Annotated in this window: 17 protein-coding genes and 2 pseudogenes; 10 read left to right on the top strand and 9 right to left on the bottom strand. The window is 69.4% G+C overall.

The annotated features are described in order from the left end of the window. The first annotated feature begins 10 nt into the window (after positions 1 to 10). Together AB0D48_RS05035 and AB0D48_RS05030 are read left to right on the top strand one after the other, a co-directional pair. Positions 11 to 430: an OB-fold nucleic acid binding domain-containing protein gene (locus tag AB0D48_RS05035; RefSeq protein ID WP_362390873.1), complete on the top strand. Its 420-nt coding sequence runs from the start codon at positions 11 to 13 to the stop codon at positions 428 to 430. A gap of 3 nt (positions 431 to 433) precedes the next feature. Continuing rightward, a complete protein-coding gene (locus tag AB0D48_RS05030; RefSeq protein ID WP_362390871.1) occupies positions 434 to 1,180 on the top strand; it encodes a DUF3159 domain-containing protein in 747 nt (248 codons plus the stop codon). A gap of 196 nt (positions 1,181 to 1,376) precedes the next feature. Here AB0D48_RS05030 and AB0D48_RS05025 read toward each other — a convergent pair whose 3' ends face one another. Continuing rightward, positions 1,377 to 2,039, bottom strand: a complete 663-nt coding sequence (locus AB0D48_RS05025) for a TrkA family potassium uptake protein (RefSeq protein WP_362390869.1) — start codon at positions 2,037 to 2,039, stop codon at positions 1,377 to 1,379. Next, on the bottom strand, positions 2,036 to 2,704 hold the full coding sequence (locus AB0D48_RS05020; protein WP_266614489.1) for a TrkA family potassium uptake protein: 669 nt from the start codon (positions 2,702 to 2,704) through the stop codon (positions 2,036 to 2,038). The genes AB0D48_RS05025 and AB0D48_RS05020 overlap by 4 nt, the downstream gene beginning before the upstream one ends. A 197-nt stretch (positions 2,705 to 2,901) precedes the next feature. Between AB0D48_RS05020 and AB0D48_RS05015 the strand changes: the two genes are divergently transcribed. The 4 genes from AB0D48_RS05015 (at position 2,902) to AB0D48_RS05000 (ending at position 7,228) form a co-directional block, all read left to right on the top strand. After that, entirely contained in the window at positions 2,902 to 4,950 is a 2,049-nt protein-coding gene (locus AB0D48_RS05015; RefSeq protein ID WP_362390866.1) for an APC family permease, read from the top strand. 114 nt (positions 4,951 to 5,064) lie between these two features. Beyond that, on the top strand, positions 5,065 to 6,402 hold the full coding sequence (locus AB0D48_RS05010) for a class I SAM-dependent RNA methyltransferase (protein WP_362390864.1): 1,338 nt from the start codon (positions 5,065 to 5,067) through the stop codon (positions 6,400 to 6,402). Positions 6,403 to 6,445: 43 nt separating this feature from the next. Continuing rightward, positions 6,446 to 6,766 (top strand): hypothetical protein, encoded by a 321-nt coding sequence (locus tag AB0D48_RS05005; protein WP_362390862.1) that lies wholly within the window; start codon positions 6,446 to 6,448, stop codon positions 6,764 to 6,766. A 42-nt stretch (positions 6,767 to 6,808) separates the two neighbouring features. Next, positions 6,809 to 7,228 carry a hypothetical protein gene (locus AB0D48_RS05000; RefSeq protein ID WP_362390860.1) on the top strand — a complete coding sequence of 140 codons (420 nt, stop codon included), beginning with the start codon at positions 6,809 to 6,811 and terminating at the stop codon, positions 7,226 to 7,228. Positions 7,229 to 7,413: 185 nt separating this feature from the next. Here AB0D48_RS05000 and AB0D48_RS04995 read toward each other — a convergent pair whose 3' ends face one another. From AB0D48_RS04995 to AB0D48_RS04985, 3 genes are all read right to left on the bottom strand, one after another. Continuing rightward, on the bottom strand, positions 7,414 to 8,238 hold the full coding sequence (locus tag AB0D48_RS04995; protein ID WP_362390858.1) for an ABC transporter permease: 825 nt from the start codon (positions 8,236 to 8,238) through the stop codon (positions 7,414 to 7,416). Beyond that, positions 8,235 to 9,236, bottom strand: coding sequence for an ATP-binding cassette domain-containing protein (locus AB0D48_RS04990; RefSeq protein WP_362390856.1), 1,002 nt, complete (start codon positions 9,234 to 9,236; stop codon positions 8,235 to 8,237). Before AB0D48_RS04990 ends, AB0D48_RS04995 begins: the two co-directional genes overlap by 4 nt. Positions 9,237 to 9,524: 288 nt before the next feature. Continuing rightward, on the bottom strand, positions 9,525 to 11,771 hold the full coding sequence (locus tag AB0D48_RS04985) for an MMPL family transporter (RefSeq protein WP_362390854.1): 2,247 nt from the start codon (positions 11,769 to 11,771) through the stop codon (positions 9,525 to 9,527). A 227-nt stretch (positions 11,772 to 11,998) separates the two neighbouring features. On the opposite strand from AB0D48_RS04985, the pseudogene AB0D48_RS04980 reads away from it, so the two are divergent. Continuing rightward, positions 11,999 to 12,376: pseudogene (locus AB0D48_RS04980) on the top strand (histidine kinase); the annotation flags it as partial. Positions 12,377 to 12,504: 128 nt separating this feature from the next. On the opposite strand, the gene AB0D48_RS04975 reads toward AB0D48_RS04980, so the two are convergent. Next, positions 12,505 to 13,341, bottom strand: coding sequence for a DUF4097 family beta strand repeat-containing protein (locus AB0D48_RS04975; RefSeq protein WP_362390852.1), 837 nt, complete (start codon positions 13,339 to 13,341; stop codon positions 12,505 to 12,507). A 77-nt stretch (positions 13,342 to 13,418) separates the two neighbouring features. Then, positions 13,419 to 13,985 carry a hypothetical protein gene (locus AB0D48_RS04970; RefSeq protein WP_362390850.1) on the bottom strand — a complete coding sequence of 189 codons (567 nt, stop codon included), beginning with the start codon at positions 13,983 to 13,985 and terminating at the stop codon, positions 13,419 to 13,421. 842 nt (positions 13,986 to 14,827) lie between these two features. Between AB0D48_RS04970 and AB0D48_RS04965 the strand changes: the two are divergent. Beyond that, positions 14,828 to 15,149 (top strand): annotated as a pseudogene (locus AB0D48_RS04965) (metalloregulator ArsR/SmtB family transcription factor). 29 nt (positions 15,150 to 15,178) lie between these two features. On the opposite strand, the gene AB0D48_RS04960 reads toward AB0D48_RS04965, so the two are convergent. After that, positions 15,179 to 15,379, bottom strand: coding sequence for a hypothetical protein (locus tag AB0D48_RS04960; protein ID WP_362390848.1), 201 nt, complete (start codon positions 15,377 to 15,379; stop codon positions 15,179 to 15,181). Positions 15,380 to 15,843: 464 nt separating this feature from the next. On the opposite strand from AB0D48_RS04960, the gene AB0D48_RS04955 reads away from it, so the two are divergent. Both AB0D48_RS04955 and AB0D48_RS04950 read left to right on the top strand, forming a co-directional pair. Next, positions 15,844 to 16,473 (top strand): sulfite exporter TauE/SafE family protein, encoded by a 630-nt coding sequence (locus AB0D48_RS04955; RefSeq protein ID WP_362390846.1) that lies wholly within the window; start codon positions 15,844 to 15,846, stop codon positions 16,471 to 16,473. Between the two features lie 21 nt (positions 16,474 to 16,494). Further along, entirely contained in the window at positions 16,495 to 16,659 is a 165-nt protein-coding gene (locus AB0D48_RS04950) for a hypothetical protein (RefSeq protein WP_362390844.1), read from the top strand. 253 nt (positions 16,660 to 16,912) lie between these two features. Here AB0D48_RS04950 and AB0D48_RS04945 read toward each other — a convergent pair whose 3' ends face one another. Next, positions 16,913 to 17,500, bottom strand: coding sequence for a GNAT family N-acetyltransferase (locus AB0D48_RS04945; RefSeq protein WP_362390842.1), 588 nt, complete (start codon positions 17,498 to 17,500; stop codon positions 16,913 to 16,915). Between the last annotated feature and the right edge of the window lie 68 nt (positions 17,501 to 17,568).

Here is a 17,568-nt window from a genome sequence, read left to right as displayed (position 1 = left end):
CGCTTCCTGTATGAGTGCTGAACCGCGTCCCGAGAAGCCCGCGAAGCCTGCCAGGCCGGCGGGCCGGTTCCGCCGGATGATAGAGCGGCTGTCCACCTCGCAGGAGGAGCTGCATTCGGCGGAGCTGCAGGAGGACGCAGAAGCTGCGGGATGCACGCGGATCTGCGACCTCCACGATCGCCAGATAGTCAAGGTGACCGGGACTCTGCGTACCGTCACCCTGCGTCCGCGCGCGGGCGTCCCCGCGCTGGAGGCGGAGCTGTTCGACGGCTCGGCCGCGCTGGACGTGGTGTGGCTCGGGCGTCGCTCGATCGTGGGAATCGAGCCCGGTCGCCGCATGATCGCCTCCGGACGCATCTCCATGGCCCACGGCCGTCGGGTGCTCTTCAACCCGAAGTACGAACTCCGACCGCTCGGACAGGAGCACTGACCGGTGACGTCACTCGACAAACCGACCCCCCCAGACCCCGCCGCGTCTCCCGCCGAGGACCAGAAGGCGGTGACGCAGGCGGCGCTCTTCGACGCCTTCGGCGGCATCCGGGGCACCGTGGAGACGATGCTCCCCGGGCTGCTCTTCGTCATGATCTACACGATCAACAAGGACGTGAAGCTGTCCGCCATCGCGGCGGGCGCGGTCGCGGTCCTTCTGGTGATCGTGCGGCTGCTGCGCAAGGACACGGTCAAGCACGCCTTCAGCGGGGTGTTCGGCGTGGGCGTGGGCGTGGCCTTCGCCCTGTTCACGGGCAGCGCGAAGGGCTTCTACCTGCCCGGCATGATCTACGGCGTCGGCCTGGGCGTAGCCTTCACGCTCTCGGCGCTGGTGGGCTTCCCGCTGCTGGGCGTGATCCTGGGACCGGTGTTCAAGGAGAACCTGTCCTGGCGCACCCGCAACCCCGGCCGCAAGAAGGCGTACACCAAGGCCAGCCTGGCCTGGGGGCTGATCTTCCTCGCCAAGTACGCGATCCTCTTCCCGCTGTACTGGTGGGGTGACGCGACGCAGCTGGGCTGGGTGCTGATCGCGCTGAAGCTGCCGCCGATGGTGCTCGCGGTGTACTTCACGTGGGTGTTCCTCGCGAAGGCTCCCCCGCCGATCAACGTGATCGCGGAGTGGGAGGCCGAGGAGGCCGCCGAGAAGGCGGCGAAGGCGGCGAAGGCGGCCACGAAGGAACCGGGCGTCTGATTCCGTCCGCCGGTCCGCCGGTCCGCCGGTCCGCCGGTCCGCCGGTCCGCCGGTCCGTCCGGGTCATCCGGTCCGTCCGGGCCGGTGGTGTCTGGCGGTACCGCTGGCGGTACCGGGCAGTCCGCGGCAGTGCGAAGGGGGCGGGACGACCGGTCGGTCGTCCCGCCCCCTTCGTCGTGCGAGCGTGCCCGCAGGGCTAGCGGCGGGCCTGGAGGAGGTCCTCCAGTTGTTCCTCGCGGGCCTGCGCGGCCACGAAGAGGAGTTCGTCGCCGGGCTCCAGGGTCTCCTCGGCGTTCGGGGTGAGGACCCGGTTGCCGCGGATGATGGTGACCAGCGAGGTGTCCTCGGGCCAGGTGATCTCGCTGATCTGGGTCCCCGCGAACGAGGAGTCGGCCGGCAGGGTCAGCTCGACGAGGTTGGCGTCGCCGTGGCTGAAGCGCAGCAGCCGGACCAGGTCGCCGACGCTGACGGCCTCTTCGACCAGGGCCGACATCAGGCGCGGCGTGGAGACCGCGACGTCGACGCCCCAGGACTCGTTGAAGAGCCACTCGTTCTTCGGGTTGTTGACGCGGGCCACCACGCGCGGGACCCCGTACTCGGTCTTGGCCAGGAGGGAGACGACCAGGTTGACCTTGTCGTCACCCGTGGCCGCGATGACCACGTTGCAGCGCTGGAGCGCCGCCTCGTCCAGCGAGGTGATCTCGCAGGCGTCGGCCAGCAGCCACTCGGCCTGCGGCACCCGTTCCACCGAAATGGCGGTCGGGGCCTTGTCGACCAGGAGCACCTCGTGGCCGTTCTCGAGCAGTTCGCCCGCGATGGAGCGGCCCACCGCGCCCGCTCCGGCGATCGCGACCCTCATGCGTGTGCCTCCTCAGGCCCCTCGGCGAAGGCCGCCTCGACCTTGTCGATCTCGTCCGTGCGCATCATCACGTGGACGAGGTCGCCCTCCTGCAGGACCGTCGCCGACGTGGGCAGCATGGCTTCGCCCAGTCGGGTGAGGAAGGCGACGCGGACGCCGGTCTCCTCCTGCAGCTGGCTGACCTTGTGGCCGATCCAGGCGGCCGAGGTGTGCACCTCGGCGAGCTGCACGCCGCCGCTCGGGTCGCGCCACAGCGGCTCGGCGCCCGAGGGCAGCAGCCGGCGCAGCATCTGGTCGGCGGTCCAGCGCACGGTGGCGACCGTCGGGATGCCGAGGCGCTGGTAGACCTCGGCGCGCTTGGGGTCGTAGATGCGGGCGGCGACGTTCTCGACGCCGAACATCTCACGGGCGACGCGCGCGGCGATGATGTTGGAATTGTCACCGCTGCTGACCGCGGCGAAGGCTCCCGCCTCCTCGATCCCCGCCTCGCGCAGGGTGTCCTGGTCGAATCCGACCCCGGTGACACGGCGGCCGCCGAATCCGGCTCCCAGCCGGCGGAATGCGGTGGGGTCCTGGTCGACGACAGCGACCGTATGCCCCTGCTGTTCCAAGGTCTGCGCGAGGGCGGAGCCCACTCTTCCGCAGCCCATGATGACGATGTGCACGGCCGTCCTTCCGGCTGTCAGCGCTCGCTGGTTCCCAGCCTTATTGCATGCTCTGGCTTAACAGGGTCTCAGACCATGGCCCAAGCTACACACGGGCGGTCACCAGTGTGACCTCTTGGTGTGCAGTCGGTGGTGAATCGCGGCGGGAAGGGGTGGGGGGTTCGTCAGCCGGATTTCGAACGCTTACGATCCTCTGCGTGTCCAAACTGACCGACGTGCCCAAACGGATCCTGATCGGCCGGGCGCTACGCAGCGACCGCCTCGGGGAAACTCTCCTTCCCAAGCGGATCGCCCTCCCTGTCTTCGCGTCCGACCCGCTCTCCTCCGTGGCATATGCCCCGGGTGAGGTCCTGCTGGTTCTGTCGATCGCGGGCGTGTCGGCGTACCGCTTCAGCCCGTGGATCGCCGTGGCGGTCGTGGTGCTGATGTTCACCGTGGTCGCCTCGTACCGGCAGAACGTCCACGCCTACCCCAGCGGCGGCGGTGACTACGAGGTCGCCAATACCAACCTCGGGCCCAAGGCCGGTCTCACCGTCGCGAGTGCCCTGCTCGTCGACTACGTCCTGACCGTCGCCGTGTCGATCGCCTCGGGCGTGGAGAACCTGGGCTCGGCCGTCCCCTTCGTGGTCGAGCACAAGGTGCTCTGCGCCATCGGGATGATCGTGCTGCTCACGCTGATGAATCTGCGGGGCATGAAGGAATCCGGCAAGCTCTTCGCGATTCCGACCTATGTCTTCGTCGCGGGCGTATTCATCATGATCGTCTGGGGTGCCTGGCGCGGCATCGTCCTCGACGAGAACATGAAGGCACCGACGGCCGATTTCGAGATCAAGGCGGAACACGCGGGACTGGCCGGGTTCGCCCTGGTCTTCCTGTTGCTGCGCGCCTTCTCCTCCGGCTGTGCCGCTCTGACCGGCGTCGAGGCGATCAGCAACGGCGTGCCCGCCTTCCGCAAGCCCAAGAGCAAGAACGCGGCGACGACGCTTGCCCTGATGGGCGCCCTGGCCGTGACCATGTTCTGCGGCATCATCGGCCTCGCCATGGCCACCGACGTCAAGATGGCCGAGAACCCCGCCGAGGACCTGCTCCACGACGGTGTGGCGGTCGGCGCCGGATACGTCCAGAACCCGGTGATCTCCCAGGTGGCCGAGGCGGTCTTCGGCGACGGTTCGTTCCTCTTCATCCTGCTGGCCGCCGCCACCGCGCTCGTGCTGTTCCTCGCCGCGAACACCGCGTACAACGGCTTCCCGCTGCTCGGCTCGATCCTCGCCCAGGACCGCTACCTGCCGCGCCAGCTGCACACCCGCGGCGACCGGCTCGCCTTCTCCAACGGCATCGTGCTGCTCGCGGGCGCCGCCGCGCTGCTCACCTGGCTCTACGGAGCCGACTCGACGAAGCTGATCCAGCTCTACATCGTCGGCGTGTTCGTCTCCTTCACGCTCAGCCAGACCGGCATGGTCCGGCACTGGAACCGCCACCTGAAGGCCGAGAAGGACCCCGCCAAGCGCCGCCACATGATCCGCTCCCGCGCGATCAACGCCTTCGGTGCCTTCTTCACCGGCCTCGTGCTGGTCGTCGTCCTCGCCACCAAGTTCACCCACGGGGCCTGGGTCGCCCTGCTCGGCATGGTGATCTTCTACGGCACGATGACGGCGATCCGCAAGCACTACGACCGGGTGGCCACCGAGATCGCCGCCGCCGAGGAGCGCCCCGACGAGTACGTGCGGCCCTCGCGGGTGCACTCCGTCGTCCTGGTCTCCAAGCTCCACAAGCCCACGCTGCGGGCCCTCGCCTACGCCAAGCTGCTGCACTCCAACCGGCTGGAGGCGCTCAGCGTCAACGTCGACCCGGACGAGACCAAGGCGCTCAAGGCGGAGTGGGAGCGGCGCGGGATCAACGTCCCGCTGAAGATCCTCGACTCGCCGTACCGGGAGATCACCCGGCCCGTGGTGGAGTACGTGAAGGGACTGCGCACCGAGAACCCGCGCGACGCGGTCAGCGTGTACATCCCCGAGTACGTCGTGGGCCGCTGGTACGAGCACCTGCTGCACAACCAGAGCGCGCTGCGGCTCAAGGGCCGGCTCCTCTTCACCCCCGGAGTCATGGTCACCTCGGTGCCCTACCAGCTGCAGTCCTCGGAGCTCGCGAAGAAGCGGGCGAAGAAGCGCCAGGAGTGGAACGCCCCCGGAGCGGTGCGCCGCGGCCCGGTGGACACCGCGCGGCCGAAGGACCAGGCGGCCAAGTAACGGCGGCGGAGCAGCGCCGTACAGGGTTGGCGAACGGCCGGACGAGATCCACGTAAACTGGTGGGTCGGTCGTCCGGCCGTTCCCCTTTTTCAGTTTTTTGGAGTCTCCCCACCATGACGAGCGCCGAGCAGAACGAGAAGCAGTCACTGGTCGGGGAGGAGTACGAGGTCGAGGTCGGGCCCGTCGCGCACGGCGGCCACTGCATCGCCCGGACCGCCGAGGGCCGGGTCCTGTTCGTCCGTCACACCCTGCCCGGCGAGAAGGTCGTCGCGAAGGTCACCGAGGGCGATGTCGACTCCCGGTTCCTCCGCGCCGACGCGATCACCGTGCTGGAGGCCTCCAAGGACCGCGTCGAGGCGCCCTGCCCGTACGCCGGCCCCGGCAAGTGCGGCGGCTGCGACTGGCAGCACGCGAAGCCCGGTGCACAGCGCCGGCTCAAGGGCGAGGTCGTCGCCGAGCAGCTGAAGCGGCTCGCGGGCCTCACCCCGGAGGAAGCCGGCTGGGACGGCACCGTCATGCCGGCCGAGGGCGACAAGCTGCCCGCGGGGCAGGTCCCGCAGTGGCGCACCCGCGTGCAGTTCGCCATCGACGAGGACGGCACCGTCGGCCTGCGCAAGCACCGCTCGCACGACATCGAGCCGATCGACCACTGCATGATCGCGGCGCCCGGCGTCAGCGAGCTGGGCATCGAGAAGCAGGACTGGCCCCAGATGGCCACCGTCGAGGCCATCGCGGCCTCCGGCTCCGGCGACCGCCAGGTCGTGCTCACCCCGCGCCCGGGCGGCCGCCTTCCCCTGGTGGAGCTGGACAAGCCGGTCTCGGTCCTGCGGGTCGAGGAGAAGGACGGCGGCGTCCACCGGGTGCACGGCCGCCCCTTCGTACGGGAGCGCGCGGACGGCCGTACGTACCGCGTCGGCATGGGCGGCTTCTGGCAGGTCCACCCGCAGGCCGCCGACACCCTGATCAAGGCCGTCATGCAGGGCCTGATGCCGCGCAAGGGCGAGATGGCCCTCGACCTCTACTGCGGCGTCGGCATCTTCGCGGGCGCCCTCGCCGAACGCCTCGGCGACACGGGCGCGGTGCTCGGCATCGAGACCACGAAGCGCGCGGTGGAGGACGCCCGGCACAACCTGGCCGACTTCCCCCGGGTCCGGATCGAGCAGGGCAAGGTCGAGCAGATCCTCCCGAAGACCGGGATCACCGAATGCGACCTGGTCGTCCTGGACCCGCCCCGCGCGGGCGCCGGCAAGCAGACGGTCCGCCACGTCGCAGGCCTCTCCGCCCGCCGCATCGCCTACGTGGCCTGCGACCCGGCGGCGCTGGCCCGCGACCTGGGCTACTTCAAGGAGAACGGCTACAGGATCCGCACGCTGCGCGTCTTCGACCTGTTCCCGATGACCCACCACGTGGAGTGCGTCGCGATCCTTGAACCGATCGCGAAGGGCGCCTGACCTGCAGGTTTGTCGGCGCGCGGAAGAGCGGCGCCGTCTCGCCGTGCCCGCGACGCTTCGGAGCAGGGCTCTGCGCCTGATCCAGGGCCTGTGCACGGAAGCGGTGAAACGCGGCTACGGGGTACGCGAGCACCCGATGGACGAGAACTACCGCAGCCGTGCCTATGGATACGGCGGCACGTACATCCCCTCTCGTCCGTCCCGGCGTGAGGGCGAGCTGGACCTGGTCGTCGGCGACTTCACGTACACGGTGACCATCAAGCAGGAGTTCCCGCTGTCCGAGGACCCGGACCGGGCGCAGAGTTTGATGGTCGAGCTCTCGTACGGTCGATCGGGCCGACAGGGCAAGTGGGCCGACCGGTAGCGGTGGAGGCTGGAGGACGTTCTGGGCGCGGTCCTGCGCGAGGTGGAAGTCCGCTCGCGGGAAGACGCTCAACGCCGGATCGACGAGGAGCGGGCCGAGGCGGACCGGAAGGTCCGGTGGCAGGCGGCGATGGACTCGGCGCGGGAGCAGGCGCTTCAGGCCCAGCTCGCCACTGTCCTGCGTGAGCAGGCGGATGACTGGCATCAGGCGAGGTCGCTGAGCCAGTACTGCGATGCAATGGAGCGCCGGCTGGCCGCGTCGGACGGTTCGGCAGCCCCGGAAGCAGTCTCCACCCGGCAGTGGCTGGACTGGGCCCGGGCCTACGTAAGATCCTTGTACCCGTTGCGGGAGCTGCTCGGGATGCCTGTGCCTCGTCATCCCGAGCCCGAGGAGCTGAAGCCGTACCTGAAGGGCTCAAGTCCGCGCGGTCCGGAAGGGCATGAGCGGTCGTGGAGCAGGTGATCAATTAGCGCCGACGTTCGTTCTGGCGTCAGCTTCGACGGAGCTCCCCATGCGCCGGATGCCTCGACTTGTTCCCAGGAGTCCTCGAAGACGGAGAGGGAAAGAGGCAGCAAGAGGGGCGGCTCCCGGTGGAATCTGGGAGCCGCCCCTTCGCCTGTCTGTCTCGCTGGCTCAACACGTGACGGTCAACGAGTGACCTTGCGGTTGAAGACGGCGCGCGAGCGCAGGTAGCCGAGCAGGGCGAGCGCGGTGCACCAGGCGAGCGCGATCCAGCCGTCGTTGCCGATCGGCGTGCCGAGCAGCAGGCCGCGCAGGGTCTCGTTGATCGGGGTGAAGGGCTGGTACTCGGCGAACCAGCGCAGAACGGTCGGCATGGACTCCGGGGTGACGACCGCGCTGCCGAGGAAGGGCAGGAAGGTCAGCGGCATCGGGGCGTTGGACGCGGCCTCGATGGTCTTGGCACCCAGGCCCATCGCGGCGGTCATCCAGCTCAGGCCGAAAGACAAGAAGAGGAGCAGACCGATGGCGGCGATCCACTCGACGGGCGAGGCGTCGGGGCGGAAGCCCACCGCGAAGGAGGCTCCGATGATGAGGATGAGGATCACCGCGGCCTGGATGACGCTGCCGAACACATGGCCGGTGAGAATGGATCCGCGCGAGATCGACATCGTACGGAAGCGGTTGACGATGCCTTCCGTCATGTCGGTGCAGACGGTGATGGCGGTTGTGATGGCGCCGGAGGTCACGGCCATCAGGATGATGCCGGGCACCACGTAGTTGGTGTAGTCGCCGCGGCCAGTGCCCCCGATGCCGGTGCCCAGCGCGCCGCCGAAGACGTACACGAAGAGCAGCAGCATCACGATCGGCATCATGACGATCATGACCGTCATCGACGGATAGCGCTGCATGTGCTTGAGGTTGCGGCGCAGCATCGTCATGGAGTCGCGCAGCGCGTACGAGCGGGTCGGCTTGGCGGACTTGGCGGCCGGGGACATGGTGACGGTGCTCATCGGTTCGACTCCTTCTGGGCGGTCGCGGAGGTGGCGGCGGCGTTCTGCTGGCCGGTGAGGGTGAGGAAGACGTCGTCGAGGTCGGGCGTGTGCACGGTGAGCGACTCGGCCTGCACGCCGGTGGTGTCGAGGACGTCGAGGATGGCGCGGAGATTGGTGAGGGAGCCGTCGCTGGGGATCTGCAGGGTGAGCGACTCGTCGTCGCGGGTGGCGATCGAGAAGATCCCGGCCGCCGTGGCGAGGTGGGTCTCGTCGGCGAATCGGAGGCGGACATGGCCGCCGGGGATCTTGCGCTTCAGCTCGTCGGCGGTGCCCTCGGCGACCAGCTTGCCGTGGTCCAGCACCGCGATGCGGTCCGCGAGTTGGTCGGCTTCCTCCAGGTACTGCGTGGTGAGGAAGATGGTCACGCTCTGATCCGCGACCAGGTCCCGGATGAGATCCCACATGACGCGGCGGCTGCGCGGGTCGAGGCCGGTGGTCGGCTCGTCGAGGAAGATGATCCGCGGCGAGCCGACCAGCGTCATCGCCAGGTCGAGCTTGCGGCGCATACCGCCGGAGAAGGTGGCGACGTTCTTGCGCGCCGCCTCGGTCAGCTCGAACCGCTCCAGGAGATCGGCGGCGCGGCGGCGGCCCTCGCGCTTGCTCAGGTGGTGCAGGTCGGCCATGAGGAGCAGGTTCTCCTCGGCGGTGAGCAGTCCGTCGACGGCGGCGAACTGTCCCGTGACGCCGATCTGGTGGCGCACCGCGTCGGCCTCGGTGGCCACGTCGTGGCCCGCGATCCGCGCCTGGCCTCCGTCGGCCGTGACCAGCGTGGAGAGGATCTCCACGGTCGTGGTCTTGCCGGCGCCGTTGGGGCCGAGCAGGGCGAAGACCGTGCCCTCGGGGATCCGCAGATCGATGCCGTCGAGCACCACCTTGTCGCCGTACGACTTGCGCAGACCGATCGCTGAGATCGCGGCTGCTCGCGTGGTGGTGGACACCTGGGTCGCGGTGTTCATGGTGGGCGGGCCCTTCTCTTCGGGGAGTCCGGGGACGGATCGAGTGGCCGGCGGGCCGGCCATGGCGCAGGGTGGCGCAAGTCTGGCGCAATGCACTTGTTCCGTGCCGTGCTTGCGTCACCATGATGGCACATGTGTGGCGCCATAGCGAGCCCACATGGCGCCACATTTTCCTTCTGGCGCACGCCACCCCGCCCGACCTGCACAGATAGGGCTCACGCAATGGCACCCCCGCACCAGCAGGAAACCGGTACGGGGGTGCCATCATGGCGCCATCTTGCAGCTCGCTCAGCCGGCGAGGGTGCCCTCCCGTCGAGAGCGCGGTGCGGATCGGTCGAGCTTCTCGCCCTCGACATCCACCCGGGGCAGGATCCGGTCCAGCCACTTCGGCAGCCACCAGGCGGACTCGCCGAGCAGCGCGAAGAGCGCCGGCACGATCGCCATGCGGACGATGAAGGCGTCGAAGAAGACGGCGATCGCGAGGGCGAAGCCGATCATCTTGATGAAGTCGTTGTCCTCCACGATGAAGCCGGAGAAGACGCTCATCATGATGACCGCGGCCGCGGCGACGACCCGGCCGCCGTGGCGGAAGCCGTCGACGACCGCCTCGGCGGGACGTGCTCCGTGGACGTACGACTCACGCATCCGGCTGACCAGGAAGACCTCGTAGTCCATCGCGAGGCCGAAGACCACGCCGATCATGAAGATCGGCATTGTGCTCGTGATCGGGCCGGTCTGCTCGATGCCGAGGACATCCGCGAGCCAGCCCCACTGGAAGACCGCCACGACGGCACCGAGGGCCGCGGCCACCGAGAGCAGGAACCCCAGGGCCGCCTTGAGCGGGACCAGGATGGAGCGGAAGACCACCATCAGGAGCAGGAAGGCGAGGCCGACGACCAGGCCCAAGTAGGGCAGCAGCGCGTCGTCCAGGGTCTGCGAGAAGTCGATGAACATCGCCGTCTGGCCGGTCACCAGGATCTGGGACGCGTTGCTCCGCTCCAAGCCGCCGGCGGTGTCGCGGAGTTCGCGGACCAGCTCCTCGGTCTCCTTCTCGGTCGGGCCGCTCTTCGGGATGATGCTGATGACCGCGGTGTCGTCCGCCTCGTTGCCGGTGGCGGGGGAGACCGAGGCCACGCCGGGGTTCCGGGCGAAGACCATGCCCGCGGACTCGGCCGCCTTCTTGGCGTCCTCGGCCTGCACGGTGATCATCAGGGGTCCGTTGAACCCGGGCCCGAAGGACTCCGAGAGCATGTCGTACGCCTTGCGCTGGGTGGTCTTCGTCGACATCGAGCCCTCGCCGGGCAGCCCTAGTTCGAGGCTCGCGGCCGGTACGGCGACCGTGCCGAGGCCGACGACGCCGATGAGCAGCACGGCCACGGGGTGGCGCAGGACGCAGCTGGCCCAGCGAGAGCCGAGGTTGGGCTTGCTCTTCTTCTTCAGCCTTGCGGCGCGCTTGGCGGCCTTGCGCTGCGCCCGCTCCGACAGCGGCTTGACGGCGTACTGCAGGCGCCCCTTGCGGGCCATCACCTTGACCGGCGCGAAGCCGAGCAGGGCGGGGACCAGGGTGATCGCGACGAGCACGGAGACCGCGACGGTGCCGGCCGCGGCGAGGCCCATCTTGGTGAGCATCGGGACGTTGACGACGGCCAGTCCGGCGAGGGCCACGATGACCGTCAGCCCCGCGAAGACGACCGCTGAACCCGCGGTGCCGACGGCCCGGCCTGAGGCCTCTTCGGGGCTGCGCCCCTCGGCGCGCTCGGCACGGAACCGGGACACGATGAACAGGGCGTAGTCGATGCCGACCGCGAGGCCGATCATCATCGCGAGGGTCGAAGTGGTGCCGGACAGGCCGAGGGTGGAACCGAGTGCCGTGATGCCGGAGATTCCGATACCGACCCCGATCAGCGCGGTAATCAGCGGCATTCCGGCCGCGATCATCGAGCCGAAGGTCAGGACGAGGACGATCGCGGAGACCAGGATGCCGATCTGCTCACCGGTGCCGCCCATCGCCTGGTCGATCTTCACGGCGTCACCGCCGGCCTCGACGGTCAGGCCCGCCCCGTCGGCCTTCGCGATGGCTGCGTCGAGCGCGTCGTGCGCCTCGTCGCTGACCTCCATCGCGGGGACCTTGTACGTCACCACCGTGTAGGCGGTCATACCGTCCTTGCTGATGCTTACCTCGGGGGTCGCGTAGGGGTCGGCGGCACCCACCACCTGCGGGGAGGACCTGCCCAACTCGGCGACGAGGCGGCCGACTTCCGCCCGTTGTTCGGGGTTGGTGATCTTCTGGCCCTCGGGGGTCCGGACGACGACCCGGGCACTGGCACCGTCGGCGCTCGCGTCCGGGAACTTCTCCGTCAGCAGGTCGAAGGCCTCCTGTGACTCGGTGCCGGGCATCGAGAACGTCTCGGCGGGTGGCGCCGGTGCGGAGGAGGCGGCAAAGCCCATGCCGCCGAATATCAGCAGCCAGAGCAGCAGGGTCACCCCCCGGCGCCTGAAGGCGAGGCGGCCCAGTTTGGAAAGGAACGTAGCCACGGTGGGACTCCCGTCGGATCGGTCGTGTGGTTGCTTGAGCGGTCGGCGATCGGCATCCGGGCAGCACGAATGGCGCCACGGGACAGCGCATGGCTGTGCCTGACTGGGTGCACGAGTGGTGTCGGTAAAGCGCGCGGGGAATGGTCAAGGCCCGCGGCTGTCGTCATGGTGTGAGAGCGGCGCCATGTGGGAACCAGTTGGCGCCACGGCTTCCGTGGGGTAGTCAGGACCGGCGGCGGCTGCAGGGGGAACCTCAGCCGGCGCGCGGCCTGGCGGAGGGCAACCGGATCCGTACGGCGCTACTCGCGGCGGTCAGCCACGGCATCAAGGCCTCTGCCACGTCTCTGCGCTCGGAAGCGTGCACCGGTCGGACGAGGATCGGCGCGGGCGGCCTGGGCCACTTGAGCGGGGCCCTCTTCGATGTGTCCCGCCCGCAGACCGGTACGGTCATCCCGCTCATCTGCGAGATCGACCTCGACGGGGTGGTAGGGGTCGCCGACGGCACCCTCGGCGAGTGCGTCGAGGTCCGTATCGTCGACCGAGTTCCAGGCGTCCCGGACGAGGACAAGGGCTGCGTCTTCGAGCCCTTCCAGCGCTATGGGGATGTGGGGCGGGCGTCGGCCTCACCATGGGGTGCCCACGCTGTGGGCGAGGCAGGCGCTCTTGGAGCGGTGAGCGGCTCCGGCCGTCTTGGCCGGTGAGCGGCTCGGGTCCTCTTTGGTCGCTGGGTGGCTCAGGCCCGGCGGATCACGATGTCGCCGGCGCTGGTCCGGCCCCGGACCTCGACCGTCTCCTCGGACGCCTGGGGCCCCTCCGCCGACCCGAGCTCGTTGCGCACACGCCCCGCCTTGGACCGTACGTCCAGCCAGGCCGCAGTCCCCTCGGCGATCCCGATCTCGAGCGCCCCGGCCGAGGTCTCCAGGGTGATCTGCCCACGCACCACCTCGGCGAGCCGGATGGCGCCGCTCGCGGACTTGGCCGTGACGGAGGAGCCCGCGTGCTGGACGCTGATGGGTCCGTTGGACGAGCGCACTGTCAGCTCCCCGCGGATCTCCCCGATCGCGGTCTCGCCGTTGAGGTTCTTGATGGTGGCCGTGGAGTCGGCCCGGCCGAGCCGCACCCGACCCGATCCCTGGATGTCGACCCCGCCGGTCGCACGGTCCACGAGGACGTCCCCGTGCGGGGTCTTCAGCTGTACCGACACGGCCTCTTCCAGCTGGATGTCACCGGTGGCCGTCGTCAGATGGCAGTTCCTGAACCGCCCCTCGCCGATGAAGTCACCGAGACCCGTCTTGCCGGTCAGGTCCGAGCCGGCGGGCAGTTCGACGGTCACATCGACCGAACCGATCTTTCCGAAGGGCGAGCGACTCTTGGGGCCCTTGACCACGAGCTCCCCGCCCGCGCAGGTGACCTGGGTGTCCTCGGCGGCCTGTACGTCCCGCTCGTTGCCGGGGTCGCTCGGCGTCACCTCGACCACGGTGTCGGTGCGCTTGCCCGCGATGAACCGGGCCCGCCCCATGCCGAGGTCAAGGGTGGCGGAGAGGGGCCCGGGGGTGTCGAAAGTAGGCATGGCTGAGCCGTCCTTTGGCTGTTGTGTGCTGTCAGGAGTACGTGTTGCGCGGGACTACGTGAGAGGTGCGAGGTTGGCTAGCGCACCCAGCCGGTGAATCCCTGCCCGGCTGCGGGCGTCCGGCCGGTGAACCCCTGTCCGGCTGCGGGCGCCCGGCCCGAGTCGCCCGTGCCGCGGTTCGCCGTGGGTTCCAGGGCAGCGGCGACGGCCCGGACCAGCCAGGCGTTGACCGAGAGTCCTTCGCGGCTCGCGGCCTCCTCGACCCGGACCTTGAGCTGGGCGGGCGGGCGGAAGTTGATGCGCGAGGTGGCGCCGTCCTCGATGTCCACCGGGGCCGGCGGCGTGGGCGCCGGTGGCGGCGGCGCCACCGGGGCATAGCCCTCATCGAAGGTGTCCGGGGTGGGCGGGGCCGAGACCATGAACTCGGGGTCGAGCCCGCGCAGTCGTACATGGACCGAGCCTGGGGCCAGGTCGCGGGTGACCTCCTCCATCGCGTCGGACAGGGCGTTCAGCAGGGTGAGCCGGGCGGCCGACTCGAGCGGGGCGCTGAGCCGCTCGGCCAGGGCGCGGGCTTCGTCTCCACCTGCCTCGGCGGCGACGCCGAGTTCGTGCCGGAGGTTGTCGACGTAGGGAGTGAGGTCCATAGCGCAATCATGACACCATCGTGGCGCCATGGCAAGCTTGTCATGGCGCCACGATGGTGCACCATTTGCGCCTCACTCTCGGCCGTGCCGAACGCGCTGGCATACCCCCAGCCTCTGGTTTGCGGTGAGCAATGCGTGGATGAGACGGAAGGCTCTACCCTGCACAGATTTCGTCAGCGCCATGGGCTGGGGTGCGCCTGCAGAGCTTGACCACTGGGGTGTGGCGTGGTGAGCCGTACCGGTACGGGAACGGGTGACAGCACGGCCAAGCGCCAGGCGGGGGTGTCGACCAGCCGGATCTCGTATCCGTCGTTGCACCAGCCTGCGTGCAGCTCCTTGGTCTCGGGGAGATTTTGACCAGTCCCCCGGCTTTGTAGGGCTTGGCAGCTGAGCTTGTGCCCGGTTCCTTCCCAGACGCCGTCAGGGCATCCTCGGCCAAACCGTTGCAGCACCTGTTGCTGCCGTTCGTTTAGCTGTCGCGGCATCTGTATTCCTCACCGTGGCGAAGGCCTCATCGGCATGCTCTCAGTCACGGCGCCCGGCTTGCGGGCTGGAGAGGGGTTCAAGGGTCGGCAGACAACGAGGAGGCTTCGGACGGACATAGGCATGGCTGCTCGTTGGCCACCGGCGAACTACACCCGAGTGGCGGCTCACGCCCCGCCCTCCGTTGCCGACGCCGGCACCCACGCGCATGCCGACCTCACCGACGCATCCGCTGCGATGGCCGAGGCGACGCCCACGGCGACGGGGCGTGCCGGCCCGCCCCGCCCCGGTACGGCCGATCACTCACGAGGTCGCGGTGGTCCCTGCACCCAGGGCGCCGTGTGGACGCGTAGGAAGCGATGCCACGGGCAGGGGCGAGGGCTGCGGACGTAGCCGCCACGCTCCAGGCCCTGGCCACCCCCTCCCGGCTGCGGATTCTGGCCCGCCTGCAGGAAGGGCCCTGTGCGGTGGGACCTCGCAGAGGCCGTGCGCATGGAGCAGTCCGCCTGCTCCCCCCAGCTCCGCCTGCTGCGCAACCTCGGCCTGGTCACCGGCGAACGCCAGGGCCGCTCCATCGTCCATGCCCTGTATGACCACCACGTCGCCGAACTTGTCGACCAGGCCCTCTTCCACGTCGAGCACCTGCGTCTCGGCCTGCGGGACGCTCCCGCCGAGGCGTAGCCGAGGGAGGCGCATCAGGACTCGCCGCGCTACTTGGCTCCGAGGGCCTTCTGGGGGTTCTTCACGGTGGACCGCATGACCTCGAAGTAGTCGGCGTCCTGGGGCCTGTCGGTGATTCTCTTGAGGGGGTCGAGGATGTCGGGCTTCAGGCCAGTGTCCGCCGCGAGGGTCTTGGCCGTCTTGTCGCCGGCCAGGGTCTCGGAGAAGACCTTGGAGACATCGCCCGGCACTCTGCGCCGGTGGCCGATGAGGGGCACGCCTGGGGCCGGATGCTCGTTGCGCCGCCCGTCGGGGATCCCATGGTGTTGTGGCCAGCGGCTCAGATGCCGGGAACCCCGGTGAGCGCTGGGCCGAGCCCGAGGGCGGCGCAGATGCCGAGTGTGCGCAGGACGCTCCAGTGGAGCTTGAAACTGCTCGGCGCCCTGCCCCGAACCGCCCAACCAGCAGGCCAACCCGCGCCGACACCGTCACAGCCGACCCTCACCACCGCTGAGGCCCATGCCATTCCGAATGGCCTACCGGACCCGATCACCCCGCAGGAGATCGACTTCTGCTTCGAGCGGCGGAGCACCGGCCGGGGCGGCCTCCCCGCTGCTTGGAGGTCCGGACGAGTTGCGGTGAGGGGGTCGGTGCCTTCTCCCCAAGTTGGGGGCCTTTCGTGGCGGGCGGGGCCACGACAGCAAGGATGCCTGCTATGGCCACCGACCAGAACCTCATCCCCGTACGTGCCACGGGCTCCCTTCCTCTGGTGTTCGGCACGGGAGCGACCATCGGCGTTCTGGGCGGGACGATCGGGCTGGGCGGCGCGGAGTTCCGTCTGCCGCTGCTGATCGGACTTTTCGGGTTCGCCGCCCTCTCAGCGGTCATCCTGAACAAAGCGATGAGCCTGGTCGTCGTACTGGTGGCGCTGCCCGCCCGTCTGACAGCGGTCCCGGCCGCCGAGGTGGCCGCGCGATGGCCCGTCGCCGTCAACCTGCTGGCGGGCAGCCTGCTGGGCGCGTGGGCCGGAGCATCGTGGGCACTACGGATGCGCAGCTCCACCCTCTATAAGGTGCTGGCCGCACTGATGGTCCTCATGGCCGCGGCACTGGTGGCCACCCACGCCACCACCTTGAGAACCCTTGTCCTTCCCCCGGCCGCGCAGGTTCCGATCGGGGTGATGGTGGGCTTCGGCATCGGTGTGGTCGCGGCGATCATGGGCGTGGCAGGCGGGGAGCTGCTGATCCCGACGATCGTGCTGCTGTTCGGGGAGGACATCAAGACCGCCGGAAGTCTTTCCCTGTTGGTCTCACTACCGACGATGCTGGTGGCTTTCGCCCGCTAAAGCCGGGATGGCAGCTTTGCGGTGCTGGGCGCCAACCTCCGCTTCACGCTCGTCATGGCCGCAGGCTCGATCGCCGGTGCCGTGCTGGGTGGGCTGCTCCTGGGGCTGTTCTCGGACCTGATACTCATCCCCGCGCTGGCCGTGATCCTGCTTGTGTCCGCCGTCAAGCTCGCCCGGCACAAGTGATCCATGGCCCGGCGGTGGTGTCCGAGCCGCCGAGAGGACTACGGCCATGACTCACTGCCTGCCTGCGCCTGGACGACGGCCGATCGGTCGCCGTCCGGACCTCCGCCCCGGCCGCGGCCCTGCCCGCTGTAGGAGACGAGGTCGCCCTGCGTGCCGCCGAAAGGTGCACCGGCGCGGTCGGCCGCATCCTGCGCCTCCCTCGCGTCGGTGACGACGTAGTCAGGCGGGCCCCACTGGAGTAGTGGTTCGTCCGCTAGCTGCAGAGTTGGCCGACGGTGGCAGCGACATGAATCGGGATCTCGAAGTGGACGGTCCCGTATCCGCCGTGCTCGCCCGTCGTCCGCGCGTCGCAGACTTCGTCGGCCATGCTGCGCCAGAAGGCTTCCGCGCCGGGGATGTCGACGTTCGTGTGCAGGTAGACGGTGTCGTAGCCGGGGACGCCCGCGGCGAACTCGCAGGCAGCCCTGACCATGGCTCGCGCCAGGCCGTGCCTGCGGTGGTCCGGGCGTACGTACACCCGTAGGAGCTGGGCCGTGCGCCCGGACGGGTAGCGCTGGGTGAGCCAGCGGGGGTGCGGGGGGTGGGCGGGGCCCCGGGAGTTGAGTGCGGTGGTGCCGACCACCTCTTCACCCAGGACTGCCACGACGAGGGCATGGCGAGGGTGTGCGAGGTAGGTGCTTTCGATGTCGACGACGTCGTCGTGCCATTGGGGCACATACCCGTAGTCGAACTCCCGGTAGAACGTGTCGAGCATGACGCTCCGCGCGCCGGGTACGTCCTCGGTCCTGGCGTGCCGCACCACGTACGGCCCGATTTCTTGCCCCTGCGTCAGGTCTCTCATGGCTCGGGGGCCCCTTCCGGTGCTCCGGTCTCGTGAGCGGCAGGCTACCGGAAATCTGGTCTATTGGA

The sequence above is a fragment of the Streptomyces sp. NPDC048269 genome (assembly GCF_040652395.1).
Taxonomy (GTDB): domain Bacteria; phylum Actinomycetota; class Actinomycetes; order Streptomycetales; family Streptomycetaceae; genus Streptomyces.
The sequence above is the reverse complement of the archived record's forward strand: the minus strand, read 5'-3'. Positions and strand labels throughout refer to the sequence as shown.